Source organism: Deinococcus sp. NW-56 (assembly GCF_002953415.1).
GTDB lineage: Bacteria > Deinococcota > Deinococci > Deinococcales > Deinococcaceae > Deinococcus.
In genome coordinates this window covers 1,746,719-1,766,965 of record NZ_CP026516.1, presented here as the reverse complement: position 1 = coordinate 1,766,965, position 20,247 = coordinate 1,746,719, and the positions used below count along the sequence as shown (strand labels likewise).

11 protein-coding genes are annotated in these 20,247 nt (G+C 74.0%); 6 read left to right on the top strand and 5 right to left on the bottom strand.

The window, feature by feature from the left end; genetic code table 11:
- Positions 1 to 47 precede the first annotated feature (47 nt).
- From C3K08_RS08805 to C3K08_RS18280, 3 genes are all read left to right on the top strand, one after another.
- Positions 48 to 512, top strand: coding sequence for an Rrf2 family transcriptional regulator (locus C3K08_RS08805; protein WP_104990971.1), 465 nt, complete (start codon positions 48 to 50; stop codon positions 510 to 512).
- Between the two features lie 75 nt (positions 513 to 587).
- Positions 588 to 1,676, top strand: coding sequence for a quinone-dependent dihydroorotate dehydrogenase (locus C3K08_RS08800; RefSeq protein ID WP_104990970.1), 1,089 nt, complete (start codon positions 588 to 590; stop codon positions 1,674 to 1,676).
- An 89-nt stretch (positions 1,677 to 1,765) separates the two neighbouring features.
- The gene (locus tag C3K08_RS18280; RefSeq protein ID WP_199776903.1) at positions 1,766 to 1,939 is read left to right on the top strand and encodes a hypothetical protein; all 174 of its coding nucleotides are present in this window, start codon (positions 1,766 to 1,768) and stop codon (positions 1,937 to 1,939) included.
- 53 nt (positions 1,940 to 1,992) lie between these two features.
- Here C3K08_RS18280 and C3K08_RS08795 read toward each other — a convergent pair whose 3' ends face one another.
- The 3 genes from C3K08_RS08795 to pyrR all read right to left on the bottom strand — a co-directional run bounded on the left by C3K08_RS08795 (position 1,993) and on the right by pyrR (position 4,936).
- Entirely contained in the window at positions 1,993 to 3,243 is a 1,251-nt protein-coding gene (locus C3K08_RS08795) for a dihydroorotase (RefSeq protein WP_104990969.1), read from the bottom strand.
- 200 nt (positions 3,244 to 3,443) lie between these two features.
- Positions 3,444 to 4,388 carry an aspartate carbamoyltransferase catalytic subunit gene (locus C3K08_RS08790; RefSeq protein ID WP_104990968.1) on the bottom strand — a complete coding sequence of 315 codons (945 nt, stop codon included), beginning with the start codon at positions 4,386 to 4,388 and terminating at the stop codon, positions 3,444 to 3,446.
- Positions 4,385 to 4,936 carry a bifunctional pyr operon transcriptional regulator/uracil phosphoribosyltransferase PyrR gene (gene pyrR, locus C3K08_RS08785; RefSeq protein WP_104990967.1) on the bottom strand — a complete coding sequence of 184 codons (552 nt, stop codon included), beginning with the start codon at positions 4,934 to 4,936 and terminating at the stop codon, positions 4,385 to 4,387. The genes C3K08_RS08790 and pyrR overlap by 4 nt, the downstream gene beginning before the upstream one ends.
- A gap of 325 nt (positions 4,937 to 5,261) precedes the next feature.
- Between pyrR and C3K08_RS08780 the strand changes: the two genes are divergently transcribed.
- Entirely contained in the window at positions 5,262 to 5,747 is a 486-nt protein-coding gene (locus C3K08_RS08780; RefSeq protein WP_104990966.1) for an Hsp20/alpha crystallin family protein, read from the top strand.
- Between the two features lie 53 nt (positions 5,748 to 5,800).
- On the opposite strand, the gene C3K08_RS08775 is transcribed toward C3K08_RS08780, so the two are convergent.
- Positions 5,801 to 6,700 (bottom strand): rhodanese-related sulfurtransferase, encoded by a 900-nt coding sequence (locus C3K08_RS08775; protein ID WP_234009029.1) that lies wholly within the window; start codon positions 6,698 to 6,700, stop codon positions 5,801 to 5,803.
- Positions 6,701 to 6,795: 95 nt separating this feature from the next.
- Between C3K08_RS08775 and C3K08_RS08770 the strand changes: the two genes are divergently transcribed.
- Together C3K08_RS08770 and C3K08_RS08765 are read left to right on the top strand one after the other, a co-directional pair.
- A complete protein-coding gene (locus C3K08_RS08770; RefSeq protein ID WP_104990964.1) occupies positions 6,796 to 8,874 on the top strand; it encodes an ABC-F family ATP-binding cassette domain-containing protein in 2,079 nt (692 codons plus the stop codon).
- 77 nt (positions 8,875 to 8,951) lie between these two features.
- Positions 8,952 to 9,410, top strand: a complete 459-nt coding sequence (locus C3K08_RS08765) for a hypothetical protein (protein ID WP_104990963.1) — start codon at positions 8,952 to 8,954, stop codon at positions 9,408 to 9,410.
- 56 nt (positions 9,411 to 9,466) lie between these two features.
- On the opposite strand, the gene C3K08_RS08760 is transcribed toward C3K08_RS08765, so the two are convergent.
- Complete coding sequence (locus C3K08_RS08760; RefSeq protein ID WP_234009028.1) at positions 9,467 to 20,152, bottom strand: translocation/assembly module TamB domain-containing protein; 10,686 nt, start codon at positions 20,150 to 20,152, stop codon at positions 9,467 to 9,469.
- Between the last annotated feature and the right edge of the window lie 95 nt (positions 20,153 to 20,247).

Sequence of the window (20,247 nt, the reverse complement as noted above, 5' to 3'; positions counted from 1 at the left end):
TCGTTAAATCCCTACACGGCGTCCGGGTTTACGGGTACACTTGTCCCATGTGGGTCTCGACCAAAGCCCAGTACGGCCTGCGTGCCCTGATCGAGATCGGGCGCCGGGAAGGCGGCGTGGCCGTGCCGCTCAAGGACGTGGCCGAACGCCAGGGCATCAGCCAGCATTACCTCGAACAGATCGCGAGTAATCTGCGCCGCGCCGGATTCATCAAGAGCGTGCGCGGCGCCCACGGCGGCTACCGCCTCGCCCGCCCCGCCCCCGAGATCAGCGCCTACGAGGTCGTCACGGCGATGGAGGGCAGCATCGCGCCCGTCTCCTGCGTTGAGGAGGACCACGTCTGCGACAGGGGGCACGTCTGCGGCACGGTGGACCTGTGGCAGCGGGTGGACACCGCCCTGCGCGACGTGCTGGGGGCCACCACCCTGGCCGACCTGATCGCGGACAGCGAGCGGCAGGAACACGCCCGGCTGGTGCAGCTCGAACCGGTCTACGCCGAGGCCAGGAGCTAACCTCCCCACTTCAGACGTACGGCGCCTTCCCCCGGAGGCGCCCTTTTTCTGGCCCGCCCCGTATCCTGAGGCCCGATGTACCGCCGCCTGCTTCAGCCTGCCCTGTTCCGCCTCGACGCCGAGGACGCCCACCACCTCACCCTGCGGGCGCTGGGCATGGCCTCACGGGTGCCGGGGTGGCCCTCTCCCGTCCGGGCACTCACGGCTCCGGCCGATCCCCGGCTGACGCAAACGCTGTGGGGCCACGCCTACCCCTCCCCGTTGGGGCTGGCGGCGGGCCTGGACAAGAACGGGGAGGCGGTCCCGGCCTTCTCCGCCTTGGGCTTCGGCTTCGTGGAGGTCGGCACGGTGACGCCGCTTGCGCAGCCGGGCAACGAGCGGCCCCGCCTCTTCCGCTTACCGCCCGACGGGGCGCTGATCAACCGCATGGGCTTCAACAACGCTGGGGCCGACGCTTTGCACAGCCGCCTCGCCGCCTTGCGGGAGCGCCCGGTCCCGGTGTGGGTCAACATCGGCAAGAACAAGGCGACGCCCAACGAGGACGCGACGGCCGACTACCTCCGCCTCGTGCGGGCGCTGGGGGATGTGGCCGACGCCTTCGTGGTCAACGTGAGCAGTCCCAACACGCCGGGCTTGCGGGCATTGCAAGCGGCGGGCGACCTGGCGGCCCTTGTGCGGGCGGTGGTGGCGGAGGTGGAGGCCTCCCGTGTCCGCACCCTGAACCGTCCCCCCATCCTCGTGAAGCTGGCCCCCGACCTCCACCCCGCCGACTTCGAGGCGAGCGTGGGGGCGGTGCTGGAGGCCGGGGCGCACGGCTTGATCGTCAGCAACACGACCCTCTCGCGGGACGGCCTGACCCACCCCAACCGCGAGCAGGCCGGGGGCCTCAGCGGGCGGCCTCTGAGCGAGCGGAGCACGGCCCTGGTGCGCGAGGCGTATCGCCTGACCCGTGGCCGGGTGCCCATCGTGGGCGTGGGGGGCGTGTTCACCGCCGAGGACGCCTACGCGAAGATTCGTGCGGGGGCCAGCCTCGTCGAGGTGTACACCGCCCTGATCTACGAGGGGCCGGGACTCCCTGCCCGTATCAACCGGGGCCTCTCGCGTCTGCTGGAGCGCGACGGCTTCACGTCGGTCACGGAGGCCGTGGGCGCGGACGCCCGTTGAGCCCGCCTTAGTCAAAGGGTCACAGTGTAAGAAGCCCGCCGCTTGGCGCCAGGGACCGCGTGGCAGGATGCCCCCCAAGGAGAGACGACATGACCGATCCCGGAGACCTCGCCAACACCGACGCCAACGCCCGCGAAGAGTTCCCCGAGACCAAGCGGGTCAACCCCGGCGTGGGGGAAGACCGCCTCGAAGAAGCCCTCCAGCGCAACGACAAGGACGAGGGTTCGAGGGCGTCCGAGAACCCCGACCCCCTCGACCTGTAAGCCGAACAGAAGAACGCCGGGCCTCCAAGTGCCCGGCGTTCTCGTATGCCCCGTTACCGCCCGAACGCGACCCGGCCCCCCACCACCGTCAGGGTGGGCCAGCCCCGCAGCGTCTCGCCCGCCCACGGCGAGAACTTCGCCTTGCTGAGAAAGGTGCGGGGGTCCACCGCCCGCTCCGTCTCTAGGTCCAGCACCACGAGGTCGGCGGGGGCGCCTGGCTCCAGCGTGGGCGCGGGCCAGCCCAGCACGCGGGCGGGGGCGACGGTCATCAGGTCGAGCAGCCGCTCCAGGCCCAGCCGCTCCCCGAAGCGGGTCCACATCAGTGGAAAGGCGAGTTCGATGTAGGCGATGCCGAAGGGAGCTTCCAGCAGGTCGCGTTCCTTCTCTGCCCGCGTGTGGGGGGCGTGGTCGGTGGCGAGGCAATCCACCGTGCCGTCGAGCAGGCCCCCCAGCAGCGCGTCGGCGTCGGCCTGGGTCCGCAGGGGCGGGGCGACCTTGTAGATCGCGTCGAAGGACCGCAGCGCCTCGTCGGTCAGTAGCAGGTGGTGGGGGCAGACCTCGCAGGTGACGGGCAGGCCCCGCGCCTTAGCCCCCCGCACGAGGTCCAGCGCCCGCTCGGTCGAGAGGTGCTGGACGTGGAGCCGCGCCCCCGTCTGCGCGACGATTTCCAGGTCACGCGCCACCCGCGCCGCTTCCGCCGCCGCCGGGTTGCCGGGCAGCCCCAGGGCTTCGGACACTGGCCCCTCGTTCATCACGCCGCCCGCCCGCAGGGAGGCGTCCTCGGCGTGCACGCTGACGACCATCCCGAGGCTCTGGGCGTACTCCAGCCCCAGCCGCAGCACGCGGGCATCCTCGTTCGTGCGGCCGTCGTCGGTGAACATGACGGCGCCCGCTTCCTTGAGGTAGGCGAGTTCGGCGAGGTGTTCGCCGTTCTGCCCACGGGTCAGCGCAGCGGCGGGCCGGAGCCGGGCGAAACCGAGGCCGTCCGCCTTCTCGATCAGCGCCCGCACGGTGGCCGGATCGTCCACCACGGGCGACGTGTTGGGCATGGAGACGACCGTGCCGTACCCGCCCGCCGCCGCCGCCGCGAGGCCCGAGGCGAGGTCTTCCTTCTGCGTCTGCCCCGGCTCACGCAGGTGGGCGTGCGGTTCGATAAAGGCAGGCGCGACCGTACCGCCCCTGCCGTCGATAACTTCTCCCCCGTGCGGAAGGTTCCAGCCCTGGATCACGCCGTTCTCGACGGCGACGGATTCCAGCCGGTCGGATCCGGGGCGTTTGATGTTGGTGATGGTGAGCTGTGTCATTTGAGTCCCCTAAATGCAGGCGTCCATTGCTTCATTGCTCCTCCCCCTTCAGGGGGGAGGCCGGGAGGGGGTGACCGCAAGCGACCCGCGGCGCGGCGGTCATGGTGGGCAGGTCGCCTTGCCGCTGACCGAGTTGGTCACACGCCCCCTCACCCCTCGCTGCGCGAGGCCCTCTCCCACGCGGGGAGAGGGAGCTACCCTTACTCCCGCCCCACCAGCAGGTGGTACAGCACGCTCATCCGCACGGCCTGCCCGTACTCGACCTGCCGCAGAATCCGGCTCTGCCCCCCGTCGGCCACGTCCGAGCTGATTTCCAGGTCGCGGTTCATGGGGCCGGGGTGCAGCACGATGGCGCCGGGCTCGGCCTCCCGCAGCAGCCCGGCGTTGACCTGATAGTGGTCGGCGTACTCGGCGAGGCTGGCGAGGTACCCGCCCGACATGCGCTCCTGCTGGAGTCGCAGGGCCATCACCGCGTGGGCGCCCCGCACGGCCTCGCGCGGGTCGGTGGTCAGGGTCACGCCGGGCAGGGCGGCGAGGTCAGCGGGCAGCAGCGTCGCCGGGCCGCACAGCCGCACGCGGGCGCCCAGCTTGGGCAGCAGCTCCGCGTTCGAGCGAGCCACCCGCGAGTGCCGGATGTCGCCCAGAATGGCGACCGTCTTGCCCTCCAGCGAGCCGAACTCCTGCCGGATGGTGTAGGCGTCGAGCAGCGCCTGGGTGGGATGCGCCCGGCGGCCGTCGCCCGCGTTGATGACGGGCTTGCCGGAGTAGCGGGCCACCAGATGCGCCGCCCCGCTCGCCGGGTGCCGCACGATGTAGGCATCCACCTTGTAGGCGGTCAGCACTTCGACCGTGTCGCGCAGCGACTCGCCCTTGTTCAGGCTGCTCGTGCCCGCTGCGAAGCTCACCACGTCGGCACTCATGCGCCGGGCGGCGAGTTCGAAGCTCACGCGGGTGCGGGTGCTGTTCTCGAAAAAGGCCGTGCAGACCGTCAGCCCTTGCAGCGCCGGGACCTTGCGCACCGGGCGGTCGAGCACCTGGCTCATGGTGTCGGCGTTGTCCAGCAGGGCCGTCAGGCGCTCGGGCGTCCAGTCCGCGAAGTCGAGGAGGTGCCGGGGGCGCGTGCCCGCCGCTGTGGGGGCGGTCACAGGCGCTCCTCGGGCATGTCGTGGAGTTCGACGACATCCACGCCGTCCGTTTCCGCCAGCTTCACCTTGACCATCTCGCTGCGGGCGGTGGGCAGGTTCTTCCCCACGTAGTCGGCGCGGATGGGCAGTTCGCGGTGCCCCCGGTCCACCAGCACGGCGAGCTGGATGCCCTCGGGCCGTCCGAGGTCGATCAGCGCGTCGAGCGCCGAGCGTACCGTGCGCCCGGTGTACAGCACGTCGTCCACCAGCACCACCCGCCGCCGGGCGAGGTCGAAGGGCACCTGCGTCTCGCGGATGATGGGCTGGTGCGCGACTTCGGAGAGGTCGTCGCGGTAGAGGGTGATGTCGAGCATCCCGGTCGGGATGGATACGCCCTCCAGGTCCTCCAGCTTGCGGGCCAGCCGCGCCGCCAGGGGAATGCCGCGCGTGTGGATGCCGATCAGGGCGAGGTTCTCGGCCCCCTTGTTGCGCTCCACGATCTCGTGCGCGATGCGGGTTAGCGCCCGGCGCACCTCGTCCGAGCTGAGGATGGTCGCCTTGGGCGTCACAGGTGGCTCCGGCGGGGCATAAAAAAAACGCCGTCCGGCACAGGCGGTCGGCTCATCGGGGTGGGGTGCATGGGACTCCTTCTCCTGCCTCACGGGGCGGGTGCGGCCTCACGGGACCGCCGAAGAGGGGTGGGGACAGCGCGAACCAGGGTGGTCTGCGCCTGCGGGAGTGTACACCGCCCCGTCGCCCTGGCGAAAGGCAAGTTCGCCCATACACTTTAAGGCGCACTAAACTTGACATGACTGTGCTCAGGTTTTACACTCTGGCCAGTTGAGCGCGAGGTGCAGGCCACGACCCCGCGCTTCCCCATCAGGAGGTTTCAAGATGATGCGATTTGATCCCTTCCGCGAAATCGAAGAACTGACCCAGCGTATGGACCGCGCGTTCGGCGGCGCCATGAACGGCCAGGCCGCCCGCCTCGCCCCGCCCATCGACATCCACGAGGACGAGCAGGGCCTCGAACTGACGCTCGACCTGCCCGGCGTGCAGCCTGGCGACATTCAGATCGAGGCCGAGAACAACACGCTGACCGTGCAGGGCCAGCGCCGCTACGACCGCAAGGAGGGCCGCACCGCCCACCGCGTCGAGCGGGCCTACGGCACCTTCGTCCGGACCTTCAGCGTGCCCGCCAAGTACGACCTGACCAAGGTCGAGGCCAGCTTCGACCACGGCACCCTGACCGTGCATGTGCCCCGCTCGGAAGCCGCCCAGAAGCGCTCCATCCAGATTCGCACGGGTGGGCAACCGCTCAGCGCCCCGAAGACGGTGGACGCCGAACAGGGCAGCCAGCCCGAACAGACCCAGGAATAAGCCACGCCCTCACCAGTACCCCGGCCCCGCGCCGGGGTGTTTTTGGTTTGGGGTCAGGCCTGCCCCGCCGCGTCGTACTGGCGCTGGCGCTCGCGGAAAGCGGCCTTCTGCGCCGGAGTCGTGGCCCCAAAGCAGTGGCCGCAGCTCACGCCGGGTTCGTAGTGCGGATGGGCGGTGTCTTCCGGCGTCAGGGGCCAGCCGCAGGAGTGGCACATCTGCGCGGTGCCGGGGGTCAGGCCATGCCCCACCGTCACGCGGCCGTCGAACACGAAGCACTCGCCCTCCCAGCGGCTCTCCCCCTCGGGAACCTCCTCCAGGTAGCGCAGGATGCCGCCCTGAAGGTGGAACACGTCCTCAAAGCCCAGCCCCCGCAGCAGGCTGGTGGACTTCTCGCAGCGAATGCCCCCGGTGCAGAACATGGCGACGCGGCGGCCCGCGAGGTCAGCGCGGTGGGCTTCCACCCACGCCGGGAACTCGCGGAAGGAGTCCAGCTCCGGACTCACGGCCCCCCGGAAGGTCCCGGCCTCCACCTCGTAGCGGTTGCGGGTGTCGATCACCAGCACGTCGGGGTCGTCCAGCAGCGCGTTCCACTCGGCCGGGGTGACGTAGTGCCCGACCTGCAAGGGCGGCTGCACGGGCACGCCCATCGTCACGATCTCGCGCTTGAGCCGCACCTTCAGCCGCCGGAAGGGTTGTTCCTCGCTCGCGGACTCCTTGTACTCCATGCGGTCGAAGCCTGCCGCCCGCAGGAAGGCGTGCAACTCGTCGATGCCCTCCCGCGACCCGGCCACCGTGCCGTTGATCCCCTCCGGCGCGACGATCAGGGTGCCGCACAGCCCCAGGCGGGAGGCGAGCTGCCGGAGGTCGTCCCGCAGCCGGGCGGGGTCCTCCAGCGGACGGAACTGGTAGAGGGCGGCGACGACCCAGGCGGGGGTGGGGGCGGGGGCGAACACCGGGGGATGATAGCGGGGCGTGCCCGGTGGGGGCACTGACCGTTCTGAAGCCCGCATGACAGGTGGGCCGGGACAGCTCTGCTAGCCTCCCTCCCGTGCCGCCGCTGCTGACCGCCGATTCGCTCACCGTCACCTTCGGGGAACGGGCGGTGCTGCGGGAAGTGTCGCTGACGGTCTCCCCGCAAGACCGCCTCGCCCTGCTGGGGCGCAACGGGGCGGGGAAGACCACGCTGCTGCGGGTGCTGACGGGGGAGGTCTTGCCCGAGGAAGGCACCCTCTGGCGGCGCGAGGGGCTGCGAATGGCGGTGCTGGCGCAGCACCACGTTCACCTGCCGGGCCTGACGGTGCGCGACCTCGTGGACGCGGCCCACCCCTACCGGGCGCTGGAAACCGAGCTGCTCGCGCTGGAGGCGAACCTGGGGGACCCCAGCACCCTCGCCGCGTGGTCGGCCCTGCACGCCCGGCTGGAGGACGCCGACGCTTACCGCTGGCCCGCCCGCGCCGCGCGGGTGCTGGGGATGCTGGACCTCACCCGCTTCCTGAACCGGGAGGCGGCCACGCTCTCGGGCGGCGAGCGGACCCGGCTGGCACTGGCGCTCGCGCTCGCGCAGGAACCCGACCTGCTGCTGCTCGACGAGCCCACCAACCACCTCGACATCCGGATGCGAGAGTGGCTGGAAGGTTGGCTGCGCGACTTCCGGGGCGGGGTGATTCTCACCAGCCACGACCGCGATTTTCTGGACGCCGCCGCGACCCGCAGCCTGTGGCTGGAGGGCGGCGAGGCCCGCGAGTATCCCGGCGGCTACTCCCGCGCCCGCGAGCAGCGCGAACTGGAACGCCGCACCCAGACTAGGGCCGCCCGGCTGGGCCAGCAGGAGGCTGCCCGCCTGAGCGGGAGCGCCGAGCGCCTGGACGACTGGGGCCGCCGTTCCCGCGCCCTGAAGACGCGGGCGGGGCGCGTCCCCGTGACCGAGGCCCCCCTCCCCGAGCGCCAGATTCGGATGCGCCTGCTGGCAGGCACGGCGCGGGCGCCGCTGGTGGCCTGGGGCGAGCACCTTTCCAAACACTACGGTGAGCGCGAGGTGCTGCGGGACGTGGCCTTCAAGCTGCGGCAGGGCGACCGAGTGGCGCTGATGGGCGCCAACGGGACAGGCAAGACCACGCTGATGCGTCTGCTGGCGGGAGAACTGCATCCCGACCCCGGTTCCCCCGAGCCGGTCTTGCGCGTCGGCAACGGCGTCACGGTCGCCTCCCTCGACCAGACCTGGCACGGCCTGACCCCCGGCGAGGGGCTGCGGGCACAGTTCGAGCGCCGCTTCGGGGCACGGGCGAACGCGCTGCTGGGCCGCGCCGGATTCACGGCGGAGGACTGGCCCAAGCCCCCCGAGGTCCTCTCCGGCGGCGAGCGGGCACGGGCGGGCCTCGCGCTCGTGAGTGCGCTGCGCTCCGACCTGCTGCTGCTGGACGAACCCACCAACCACCTCGACGTGGAGGCGTTGCAGGCGCTGGAGGGGGCCGTTCACGCCTACGGCGGCGCGGTGGTCATCGTGACCCACGACCGCCGCTTCGCCCGCGAGGTCGCCAACCGCCTGTGGGTGATCGAGGACGGCACCCTGCGAGAGCCGCAGGGCTGGGGCTCGCGCGAGTACGCCGACCCCGCCCGCACGCTGGAGGGCGACCCGCCGCCCCCGCCGCCTCCGCCCACCGCCCGGCAACGGCTGGTGCCCGTGGAGAACCAACTGGCCGACGTGCGCCGCACGCTCGACGCTCCTCCCGGCACCCTGACCGGGCGCGAGGAGGCCCGCCTGCGGGCACAGGCCCACCGCCTCCAGGGGCACCTCTATGAGCTGTACGCCGACGTCTACGCCGCCCCCCAGTACGACGCGGAGGTGCGCGAGGGGCCGCTGCGGGTCCGCGCCCAACGTCTCGGTGAGCGGGGCGGCATGGTCTGGGCCGCCCACGACGAGGGGTGTCCCCACCTCGCCTGGGACGGCGAGACGCTGCGCTTCTCGGCCCCGCCGCCCGCGTGGTACGGGGCGGCGCTGCTGGGAGGAGCGCTGCGGATTCTCTTCGAGCGCTGGGACGTGGGCCGGGCGCGGCTGGGCGAGGGCGGGCCGCTGCTGCGGCGCCGGGACTACTTCGAGCGGGTTGGGCTGGTCGCGCGGGGGGCGTAGGGACGAGGGGCCTGCTCCGGTTTCCCCAGACCTCACAACCGACCAGCCGTGCGCTCCCTCCCGCTATACTCCCCGGCATGAGTCAAGACCTCATCAAGGGCCGCCTCGGCGGTGCGGACGGCTTCGGCGTCCGCTGCGCCATCGACGGCGACCGCATCTCGGGCCGCGCGGGCGGCGGGCTGTACGGCAAGGACATCAACCTCGAAATCACCGAACGCGGCGTGCAGGGCACCGTCGGCGGCGAGAGCGTGCGCATCGAGCTGGAAGAAGGCGAGCTGCGCGGCAACGTCGGCGGCCAGAAGCTGGTGCTGCGTGGCGTGGACCGGGTGACCGGCTTTCTGGGCGAGCCCATCGTGGGCTGGAACATCGTCGCGCAGCAGCAGGGCGAGAAGCTCAGCGGGCAGCTCGGCAGCACGGTCCTGGGCCGCACCTTCGAACTCGACCTCGGCTCGGCCCCCGGCTGGGTGGGCACCCTCGTCGCGGTGGTGGCGCTGTACGCGCTGGAGCCTCGGGTGAGCGGGGCGGTGAGCCGCTAAGCCCCCTTCAAAAAGAAGACGCCCCGGCCTGTGCTGGGGCGTTTCTTTTGGGGCCGCTACCTCCCGAAAAACCGGTACGTCACCCCGAAGCGGAAGGTCGTGCTGTCCTCGTCGTTCGCCACGCCCACGCTCACGCTGCTGCGCGGGCCGAAGTTGTAGGCCGCGCTGATGGAGGGGCGCACTGCCTGGAGGCCCAGGCCCAGCGGCGTGCTGACCTGGAAGGAGAGGCGGCCGTCGGGGGTGGTGTAGGTCGCGTCCAGCAGCCCCTCGCCCGTCAGGTCCACCTGGTATTGCAGGTAGAGGTTGCGGGTGAGGTACGACCCCAGCGTGATCGTCGCCCCGAACTCGCCGCCGTCCGCCGCGAGGTTGGGCGTCAGGCGGAACACGTCCAGCCCCAGGGCGCGGGCCACGTTCCGCTCCAGCTCGCCCAGGACGAAGATGTTCAGCGCGGTCTGAAGCGCACTCGTGCCCAGCGAGGCGAGGTTCTCCGGCAGCGCGTCGAGGTTGGGCACCCCGGTCGCCACCAGCGCGTAGAGCTGCGCTTCCGTGTAGGGCGTGCGCGTGACCGGGTCGGCGCAGGTGCCGTTCGCGCCGGGCGCACAGCTCAGGGTGGTCTGGAGGTTCAGGACGCTCTGGCCGTTTTCCTGCGGCTCGAACTGCCCGCGCACGTCGAGTACCACGGGCACCCGCTGCCGGGTGGTCACGGCGGCGACCGTTCCGGCAGCGTTCAGCGCGAAGGACGGGTAGAGGCCGTCCCCGGCGAAGGTCACGCGGCCCTCGCGCAGGGCGAACTCGTTCTCGCGCAGAAAGAGGCTGCCGCGCTCGGCCACGATCTCGCCCGTCAGCCGGGGCCGCGCCCCCGTGCCCGACAGCACCAGCCCGCCGCCGAACTCGGCCCGCGCGAGCGCCTCGTCCACCCGGATGCCGCCGGGGGCGCGGATGGGAATGTCCTCGAACACCAGCCGCTCCAGGAAGGGCCGGGCCGGGGCGGGCACGTTCCCCCCTTCCTCCCCGGCCGGGTCGGGGAAGGTCGTGTACTCGGGCGGCAGCGGCGAAGGGAAGTTGTCGGTGGGGCGGCCGTCCGTGCCCGCCGTGCTCTGACCGGGCGGGGGAATGGTCGCCACCGCGCCTACGCGCCCCAGCACCAGCCGCGCGAAGGAGGCCGCGCCGCTGACCCGCACCGCCGCGCCGTCGTCGAGGAGCCGCAGGTCGGCGTCCAGACTGCTGTCCCGCGCCGAGATCACCGAGATGGGCAGCGCGTAGCCCTGCGCGGTCAGGGTGAGATCGAGACGGGGAGTCAGCGCCCCGGTCAGCCGCAGCGTTCCGGCGGGACCAGCGGCGGTGGCGGGCGTGCGGCTGCTGGCCTCCACGGTCCAGCGGTCCTCCCCGGCCTGGGTCACGGTCACGACGCTGTTCGGCAGCGCCCCCAGCGCCTGCGGGGCGAGCAGGCCCCGGAAGGTGGCGGTCGTTCCCGACAGGCGCCCCAGGCTGAGCTGCCCGCGCACCTCCAAGGTGCCGTCGCTCCCCAACACGCCGCCCGTCAGCACGCGCCCGCTGGCGGTAAAGGCCCCGGAGTCGGGCAGGTCGCCCTCCAGCACAGGTACCTGCACGCTCAGGCCTGCCACGCTCCCGGCGAGGTTCTGTGCCCGCAGCAGGCCGCGCGGGCGGTCGTAGGTGCCCGCCGCTGACAGGGTGACGGTCCCCTTGAGGCTGGGGTCCAGCCCGGCCAGCCCCGGCAGGAGCCGCAGCACCGGGGTGAAGGTGGTGCCCTCGAAGCGGGCCTGCAGGTCCACCCGCTCGCGGGCATAGCCCCCGCGCACGTCCCAGGTTCCGGCCCCAGCGAGCTGGATGTTGACGTTCCGCAGCTCGCGGTTGGCGTAGTCCAGGGTGCCCGTCCCGGTCAAGGTTTCCGTGACGGCCTGCGGCCCGGTCCCCGTGACGGCGGTCACCCGGATGCGCTCGGCCACGACGGTGGCGCTGCCCGCCAGCGGGTCGGCCAGCGGAACGCGGAAGCGGGCCACGCCCGTCACCACGCCCTCGCCGACCGGGGTGCCCGTCACGGCGGTGGTCAGCGCTCCCAGCGGCAGGGCCTGGAGGGTGGCCTGGCCGCTCAGCACGCCGCCCGTCAGCGAGGCCAGGAAGTCGGTCTCGCCCAGGAACCCGCGCAGGCGCCAGTCGCCGCCGATCAGGGTGCCCTCCACGCGGGCGCCGAGTTGCTTGGGTCCCAGGGTCAGCGCCGGGCTGGTCAGGATGACCGTGCCGCCGCCGTCGTTCAGGGTGGCCTCGCCGCTGACCCGCCCCGCGAGGCCAGGGGCGAGCGCGAGTTCGCCCAGTTCCACCTCATCCAGCCGCGCCCGCAGGCGGTAGCCGTCCCCGGTGGGGCGCAGGGTGCCCAGGGCCTCCAGCGCGGGCAGCGCGTCGGCCAGTCCGCCCGTGCCCGTCACGCGGGCCGCGCCGACCGTGTTCACTGCGCTGAGGTTCGCGGCAAAGGTCTGCCCCCGCAGGGCCACCTCGCCGTCCAGCCGCACCTCCTCCCCGGTCGCGCCCAGCCCCGGCAGGGCGAGGGGGTAGCGGGCCGCCGCCAGGGACCCGGTCAGGCCCCCCGTCCCGGCGGTCACGTCCGCCGTGAGGGTGCCGTCCCCCCGCCGCACACTCCCCGTGAGGCGGCCGGTCCAGCCGCCCTCGCCCTGCGCGGCGGTCAGGTTCAGCGTTCCGGCGGGCAGCGCGGCGGTCGCGGTGAGGCGGGGGCGTCCGCCCGCCAGGGTCACGTCCCCGGTCAAGTCTCCCCCTAGCGTCAGGCCCAGGTAGGGCACCGTGTACGTGGTGGTCACGTCCGTCACCCGCAGGGCCACCCGGCCCTCGCCGCTCGCGGTGTTCGCCGTGCCGCTGGCGGTGAGGCGGCCCGTCACACCCTCCAGGTTCAGCCGCCCCAGGTCCAGGCCCGGCAGGTCGGCCCGCAGCACGTCCCCGTTCCAGGTCAGCGCCCCGGTCCGCTCGCCGTCGGTGAGGTCGAGGTCAGCCGAGCGCAGGCTCGCCTCGCCCGCCGCCCTCCACTCGCCCCGGCGCAGGCTGAGGGTCAGGCGGGGGTCGGCGAGCGGTCCCTGCGGGGTCACGCTGAGGCTGAGTTCGGGGCGGGTCAGCGCAGCGGTGCCCAGCCAGCGCCAGTTCCCGGCCTCGCCCCGGCGCACTTCCAGGACTCCATTCGCCTGGGCGCCGGGGCCGTCCACCAGCCGGACCTGCACCCCGTTCGGGGTCGCCACGATCCGCGCTCCTGCTCCCAGCAGCCCGACCTCGCCGCGCACCAGGGGCTGTCCCAGCGGGCCGTCCAGCCGCAGCACGGCGGGCTGGGTCAGCACCCCGTCGGGGCCGCCTGTGACCCGCACGGTGCCGTGCCAGCCGGTGAAGGGGTCGGCGTTCACGTCGAGCGCGGCCCGCAGCCCCGCTGCTCCCAGGGTGCCGTCCAGCGCGAGGGCACGGGCGCGGTAAGTGGCCCGCACGTTGCCCTCCAGTCCGTCTCCCGCCGACAGGGTGAGGTCGGCCGCTGGGGACGCGTCTAGCGTGGCCGTCCCGCTCGCCCGCAGGGTGCCGCCCGCCGCGCCCAGCGTCAGGCCGGAGAGGGTCAGGCGCTGTCCCTCCAGGGTGGCGACCGGGTCCGTCCCCTGCGTCAACGTGCCGCGCAGGTCGGCCAGCGTGCCTCCGAAGGTGCCCCGCGTGTCGGCCAGCGTGACGCCGAAGGCTTCCGCCCCGCGTGTCTCCAGCGTCCCGGTCAGGCGCGGTGCGGTGAGCGGACCGGAAAGGGTGACCTCCGCCGTCGCCTCGCCCGCTGCGCCCTCCACCAACGCGAGCGGCCGCAGCCGCAGGGTGCCACCGAGGTTAGGCATGAAGCCCTCCCCATCCGTAAGGGTGAGGGTGCCCTCGCCCAGCGCTCCCGCTGCCAGCGCGTAGCCGCCGCGCCCGTCGCCGCGCAGGGTCACGGGGGCGGGCAGGCCACCGACCCGCGCCGTTGCGGTGCCCGCCAGCCGGGGCCAGGTGCCCTCCAGGTCCAGCGTGAGGTCGTTGCCGCCCTGCCGAGCCGTCCCATACACCCGTGCCCGCAGCGTGCCCGCCCCCAGGTCGAGGTCGCGGGCGTCGGCGTAGAGCAGCCCGCTCCGCCCCTGGCCCTTCAGGGTCAGGCGGGCGTGGGCACGGGCGCCCCGGACCGGGCCGGAGAGGGTGGCGAGGGCATCGAAGTCGTCCGTGCGGGCCGTCGCCTCCCCGGAGACGCGCAGGTCCCGCAGCGGCCCGGTCAGGGTGAGGTCGCCCCCCACCTGACCGACGCCAAAGGCACGGGCGTCCACATCCCGAACCGTCACGCGCACGCCGTCCGGCAGCGTCCCCCGCGCCTTCAAGACTCCGCCGCGCAGGCTGCCGTCGAGTTCGGCCTCCAGCCGGTCAGGGGTGCCGGGCTGCCGCGAGAACACGGCCCGCCCGTACAGGCTGAACGGTCCAGCCTCGCCCTGTTCGCCGCGCAGGGCGAGGCTGCGGGCCTCGACCCGCTCCGGACCGCCCGTCAGGGTGCCGCTCGCCTCCACCTGTCCGCCGAAAGTCAGCGCGTCCACGTCCCAGCCGGGGGGCAGCAGCCGCGCGAGGCGCACGGGGTCGGCCCGCACATTCAGGCGGTAGCGTCCGCCCTCCAGGGTGCCCCCACCCGAGAGCCGCGCTCCGGCGAGGCGCAGCGAGACGTTCCCCGCCCGGTAGGTCGCGCCCACATCGCCGCTAAGGTCACCCTCCACGTCGTCGAGCCGCCCAGCGAAGGTGGCCCCGGCCTGTGCCCAGGTCGTGCCCTCCAGCGTGGCCCGCCCGGTGACCCGCAGTTGACCAGGACGCTCCCACAGCGCCCCCACGTCCAGCGCCGCGAGGTCGAGGGTGCCGCCGGGCCGCAGCGGGAGGTCGGCCGGGAAGCTCCCCGTCACCCGCGCCGGGCCGACGCTCGCCGCCAGGGCCAGCGGTCCGGCGCCGGTCAGCCGGGCGTCGAGTGCTCCGCCGGGCACCGTTCCCGTGGCCCGCAGGTCGCCCAGCCAGCCGGTGCGGGCGTTCCAGCCCGTCACCCCGTCGAGCCGCACGCGGGTATCTCCGGCGATGTACGGCGCGTGGACGTTCAGCCGCGCTGCCAGCAGTCCCCCGAGCGCCCCCGACCCCAGCCGCCCACGTACGGTCCCGGCCAGGGCCTCGCCGCCCAGGTCGGCCTTCCAGTCGCGCCCGAACAGCCGCGCCGTGACGCGGGTGCCCGCTGCCTGAAGGCCGCCCACCCCGCCGCTGAGGGCACCCTGCACCCGAACGTCGGGCTTGGAGAGCGTCCCCAGCACCTGCCCGGTGTACTCGCCGGGAAGGGCGTCGCGCAGGCTGGCCTTCGCACTGAGGCGCAACTCGGGGAAGACAGGACCGCTCGCCCGGAAGGTGCCCAGGCCATCCGGGAGGGTTCCGGTGCCGCCCTGCACCCGCAGCACGCCGCCCGCGTAGGTCGCCGGAGCACGGAAGGCCACGCCCGCGACCTCGCCTGCGGTGTCCAGCCGCAGCGAGCGCAGGGTGCCGCTCACCGTGCCGCTGACCCGCCCGTCCGTGCCCGCCAGTGGCCCCAGGTCGGGCACGTCCACCCGGCCCGTGACCGCCCAGTCGTCCGGGGTGCGGTTCAGGTTCAGCGCGAGGGTCCCGCCCGCCACGGTGCCGCGCAGGGTCGCGCTCGCCTCCGGTCCGGTAAGCGCCCGGCCCACCGCCGTGAGGTCCACGGCCCGGCCCTCGTACCGACCCGCCGCCCGCAGGGTCAGTGTCCCGGCCGCGTTGCCACTGAGGGTGCCGCGCACCTCCCCCAGGATCAGGTCGGCATTCGCACGGGGATAAAGCGGCCCACGCACCCGCAGCGCCCGCCCGCCGAGGTCACTCTGCAGGTCGCCCGCGAGCTGTCCACGTGTCAGCGTGACCCGCCCGGTCGCACTCTGTCCGGCGGCGGCGAGGTTCACGTCAGCGCGGCCCGTTGCCCGGCCAAAGTCCAGCCCCGGCACGGTCAGGTCGGCAGTCACACGCCCGGTCGCCTCCACGAAGGGCCGCAGCGCGAGGGCGTCCAGCACTGCTCCCCGGATGGCGAGGTCGCGCCCGTCGTAGGTCAGCGGGATGCGGGTGCCGGGGTGGGTCAGCTCGGCGGTGGCCCGCACGCCGTCCCCCCACGACACCGCCCCACGCAGGCCCAGCGGCTCGCCCAGGTAGCGCGTGCCGGAGTTGCTCAGGGTCGCGCCGTCCGCCATCACGTCCGCGATGAGCTGCCCAGCGACAAGTTCGCGCCTCAGATCGGCGGGCAACTCGGCCAGGAAGGGGGAGAGGCTGGTCTGAAGCTGTCCGCCCAGTCGCGGCAGGAGGTTGACCCGCCCGGCGAGGGGACCCGACGGCAGCGCCGCGAGTGTCCGGCCCCCACCCCGCACGGCCACCGTTCCGGCCCGCCCGCCGAGGGTGTAGCGGAGGTTGGTCCCGCCAGCCCAGCGCCCACCCGTGAAGCTCAGGCCGCCCACCGTGACGCGGCCCGCCGTGGGGGCGGCGCTCAGCGGCAACGTCTGGGCGGGAAGTACCAGCCGTGCAGCGTCCGACCCGAAGCCCTGCTCGCGGATCCGCACGTTGCCGCGCAGGGCGGTCAGGTCGCCCGCCGCACTCGCTTCCACGTAGGGGCCGGTCACGCTGGCCCGCACGTCCGACACCTCGCTCAGCCCCCGCAGCCGGGCCGTCGCGGTCAGGGTGTGGTCCGCCGCCTCGCCCGTCAGCGCCAGCGTTCCTTCCCGTGCGGTCAGGCGCAGCGGCCCCGCCCGCAGCTCGCCCGCAGGCTGCCCGTCCCGCAGCGTGACGCGGCCCGTGACCCGCTCGCCCAGCGCCCGGACATTCACGCCGACTTGCCCGCTCGCCCGCTCCGGGTCCAGCCCCGGCAGCGTCAGCGTGGCCGTCACGCGCCCGGTCGCGTCCACAAAGGGCCGCAGCACGCGGGCATCCAGCCTCGCGCCGCGCACCCGCAGGTCGCGCCCGTCGTAGACGAAGGGCGCCCGGCTGCCCGGATGGCTCAGCGTCCCCGACGCCCGCACCCCCCGCCGCCAGTCCACCCGCGCCCGCAGGCCCAGCGGCCCGCCCAGATAGCGGCTGCCGGAGGTGCTCAGGGTCGCGCCGTCCGCCGTCACATCCGCGACGAGCTGCCCGGCGACGAGTTCGCTCCGCAGATCGGCGGGCAACTCGGCCAGTAAGGGGGAGAGGCTTGTCTGGACCCGCCCGCCCAGTCGCGGCAGGAGGTTGACCCGCCCGGCGAGGGGACCCGACGGCAGTGCCGCGAGCGTCCGGCCTCCCCCCCGCACGGCCACCGTTCCAGCCTGCCCGCCCAGCGCATACTGCCCGCCCAGTCCGCCACTCCAGCGCCCTGCCGCGTAGGTCAATCCCCCCACCGTCACGCGCGGTCCGGTCAGGTCAGCGGTCAGCGGGAACGTCTGCGCCGGAAGGGTGGCCCGCGCCGCTCCCGTCCCGAAGCGCTGGGGCCGCAGACGTATGGTGCCGCGCAGGTTGTCCACGTCCCCGGTAGCCGCCGCGGTCAGCAGCAGTCCGGTCACGTTCACGCGCAGGTCTCGCAGGGTCGCGGGCAGGGTCAGGCGGCCCTGGGCGCTCAACTGATGCCCGGCGAGTTCCCCAGAGGCGTCCACCCGGCCGTCCCGCGCGACGAGGCGCAGCGGCCCCGCGCTCAGGGTGCCGGAGAGGCGCCCGCCCCGCGCTGTCAGGTCGCCCACCAGTGGCTGCCCCGCCAGCGTGAGCTGCCGCGCCCGCACGTCGAAGTCGGAGAGGCCACGCAGGTTGACCCGCGCCGAGCCGCCCACGCCGTCGAACACGTCGAGGGTGCCGCGTGGATTGGTTCCAGTGCCACGCACCCGTCCGTCCACGTAGAAGCCCTCCAGCGGCCCGCGCACCCGCAGGTCATAGCTTGCTGCGGGGACTGCCGCTGTCCCGCTCGCCCGGAGGCCACCCGGTCCCCGCGCGGTCACGTCCAGCGCCCGCCACGGGCCGGCCAGCGTCAGGGCGTAGCCGCCCTCCAGCGTGCCCCGCGCCTGCACCTCGCCCACGAAGTCGGGTGCCCACGTCGCGCTTCCCTGCACCCGCCCGGAGCGCCCGAAGGCGGTCAGTGCCTGGCTGCCCTGCACGGCCACCCGTCCCGAGCGGGCGTCGTACCGCACCCGCAGGTCGCCCCAGGTGCCGTTCGCCGTCAGCCGGGGAGTCAGCGTCGCCGTGAGGTCCAGCGGCTGCCCCGGCAGTGTCACGCCCGCCTGAGTCAGCGGCGTGGTGCGCCCGGTCAGCCGTGCCCGCAGGTCGCCGTAAGGCCCCGTCACGCTCGCCGCGAGGGTCTGCCCCTGCCACGTCACCGGGCCAGAGGCAGCCACGTCGGGGTAGACCCGGCCCCTCAGGCGGGCCAGGGCGTCCGCATACGCACCGCGCAGGTCGGCTGTGACCTCGCCGCCGCGCCGGGTCAGCGTGCCCGCGACGCTCGCCCCGGCCACCCGCGCGTCCACTCCCGCCGTGCCCCCTGCACCCGCCAGCGCGAGGTTCAGCGTCCCGGCGAGGTCAGGTTGCCCGACCAGGGGCCGCAGCGCCGCGAGGTTGACCCGCCCGGTCGCGTCCCAGTTCTGCCCACTCAGCACGCCCCGTGCCGTCTCCCGATCGCCGCCGGGTCCCGCCGTCGTGAGGGCGAACCGCACCCCGCCGTCCTCCACGGCGAACTCGCCCGCGATGTCGGCCCCCTCGACCTGCGCCGTCGTGCGGAAGTCGTCGGCCAGCACGGTCCGCGCCGAGACGCCCACGCCGCCCGCCGTGCCGCGCAGGTCGGCATAGTCGCCGCGCCCGGTGGCCGTCAGGTCATAGCCGTTGCCCCGCGCCGTCAGCGTGCCCGTCACCTGCCGCGCGGTCGTGACGGTCGCCGTGCCGCTGACCCGCGCCCCACCCGCCACCGCGAGGTCGCGGGCCGTCAGGGTAAAGGCGTCCCCGTTCCACACCAGCCGCTGTCCGTCCGGCTCGAAGGTGCCGCGCTGCTCGGGCAGGTTCAGGGCCACCGGGCCGCGCAAGGTCTGGGTCACGCCGGGCACGTCGGCCGCCAGCGTCCCGCCGAGGAGACCTTCGCGCAGATCGAGGTTGCCGCCGCCGCTCAGGGTCACACCCGCCCCGCTGAGATTCCGCAGCGTCCAACCACCCCGGAACTCGCGGTTCAGGTCAAGCTGCGCCGCGCCCAGGTCGGCCCGCAGCCCTTCCCGGTCCAGCCGCGCGGTGCCCGCCAGCCGGAAGGGACCCGCGACCCCATCGGTCACCCGCGCCCGCAGGTCACGCGGCGTGCCTTCCAGCGCGACCCGCGCCGACGCCGCCCCAAAGGTGGGATTCAGGGTGGCGGTCAGCGCCTGCGTCCGCAGCGAGTAGCGCCCGGCGAGCGGCCCGCCCAGGCCCTCGCCCGCCAGCGTGACGAGGTTCCGCGCGTCCACGCCCGCCCGCACGTCCAGCGGTTTCCCGGCGAAGTCGCCCGCCCACGTCGCCTGCCCTGAGCGCCCGAAGGCCCACTCGCCCGCCAGCGTCTGCTCCCCGCTGAGGCTGGTCCGGGCGCGGAAGCCCAGGGTGTTCGCCTCGGGCAGCTCGCCGTGCTGGGCCGGGCTGGCAAAGGCGTAGGTCGCCCGCAGCCCCTGGAAGGGCACCCCGGAGAAGCGTCCCGCCCCGCTCGCCTCTGCCCGCACCTCGGCGCGGTTCCAGCCCCCGGCGGTGGCCCGCAGGCGCACGGTGCCGTCGCCCGTGGTGCCCAGCGCCCGCGCCAGTCCGGCCACCCGGGGGGTCGCCTCGGCGGTCACGTCCCAGCGCTGCTCGCGGGTGTTCGCGGTTGCCCGCGCGGTCACCGGGCCATCCCAGCCGCGCCCGGCGAGCCGCAGTGCCAGCGCGTCGCCCCGGTGGGCGAAGGTGCCGTTCACGTCCCGCACGGTGACCCAGCGGGCTTCCGGGACCCGCAGGCCCGCGCCGCGCACCCGCAGGTCGCCGCGAATCGGGTCGCCCCCGCCCACCGCGTACTGCCCGCTGATCCGCCCGCCCGTCACGCCCGGCCAGTAGTGGTTGATGATCCGGGCGTCGGCGTCTACGTCCAGCAGGAAGCGGTTGCCCAGTTCTCCCTCCTGCACAGTCACGTTCGCGTTCAGGTCGCCCTGCCGGGTCTGCCCCCGCACGGCGAGGCGTCCATCCTCCAGCGGTGAGACCCGGAAGCGCCCGTCGGGCACGTTCAGGCCCGCCCCATCCACATTCACCCGCGTGTTCTGCACGTCCAGTCCGCCCAGCACCACCCGCCAGCCGCCCTCGCCGCCTTCCTCGGACGCGGGGCCGCGGCGCAGCAGGTCGCCCAGGCGCAGGTTCACGGTGCCGCCCTTCACGGCCACGTCCAGCCGCAGGGTGCGGGTGCGGGGGTCCACGCCGGTCACGCGCACGCTGGCCTCGTCCGCCGCCGCGTCCACGCCGGGAATCCTGACCCGTGCGCCGCGCAGCCCCGGCGACCACAGTCGCCCGCCCACGCCCTCGGCCGTCACCATGTCCCCGCCGAACTGCCGCAGCGCCCACTGCCCCAGCAGCGAGGGCGCAAACCACGCCGCCAGCCCCAGCAGCGCGGCGAGCGCCAGCAGCCCGGCCCACCGCAGGGGGCGGCGGGACGGGGAGCGGGGAGGAGAAGCCTGGGTCACGCCGGGCCTGTGGGGGGGACGGTTCGGGCGGGCATCCGGCCCATTCTAAAGGCCCCGGGGTGAGCGTCCGCCCGCGTTTTTCACCCCAGCGTCAG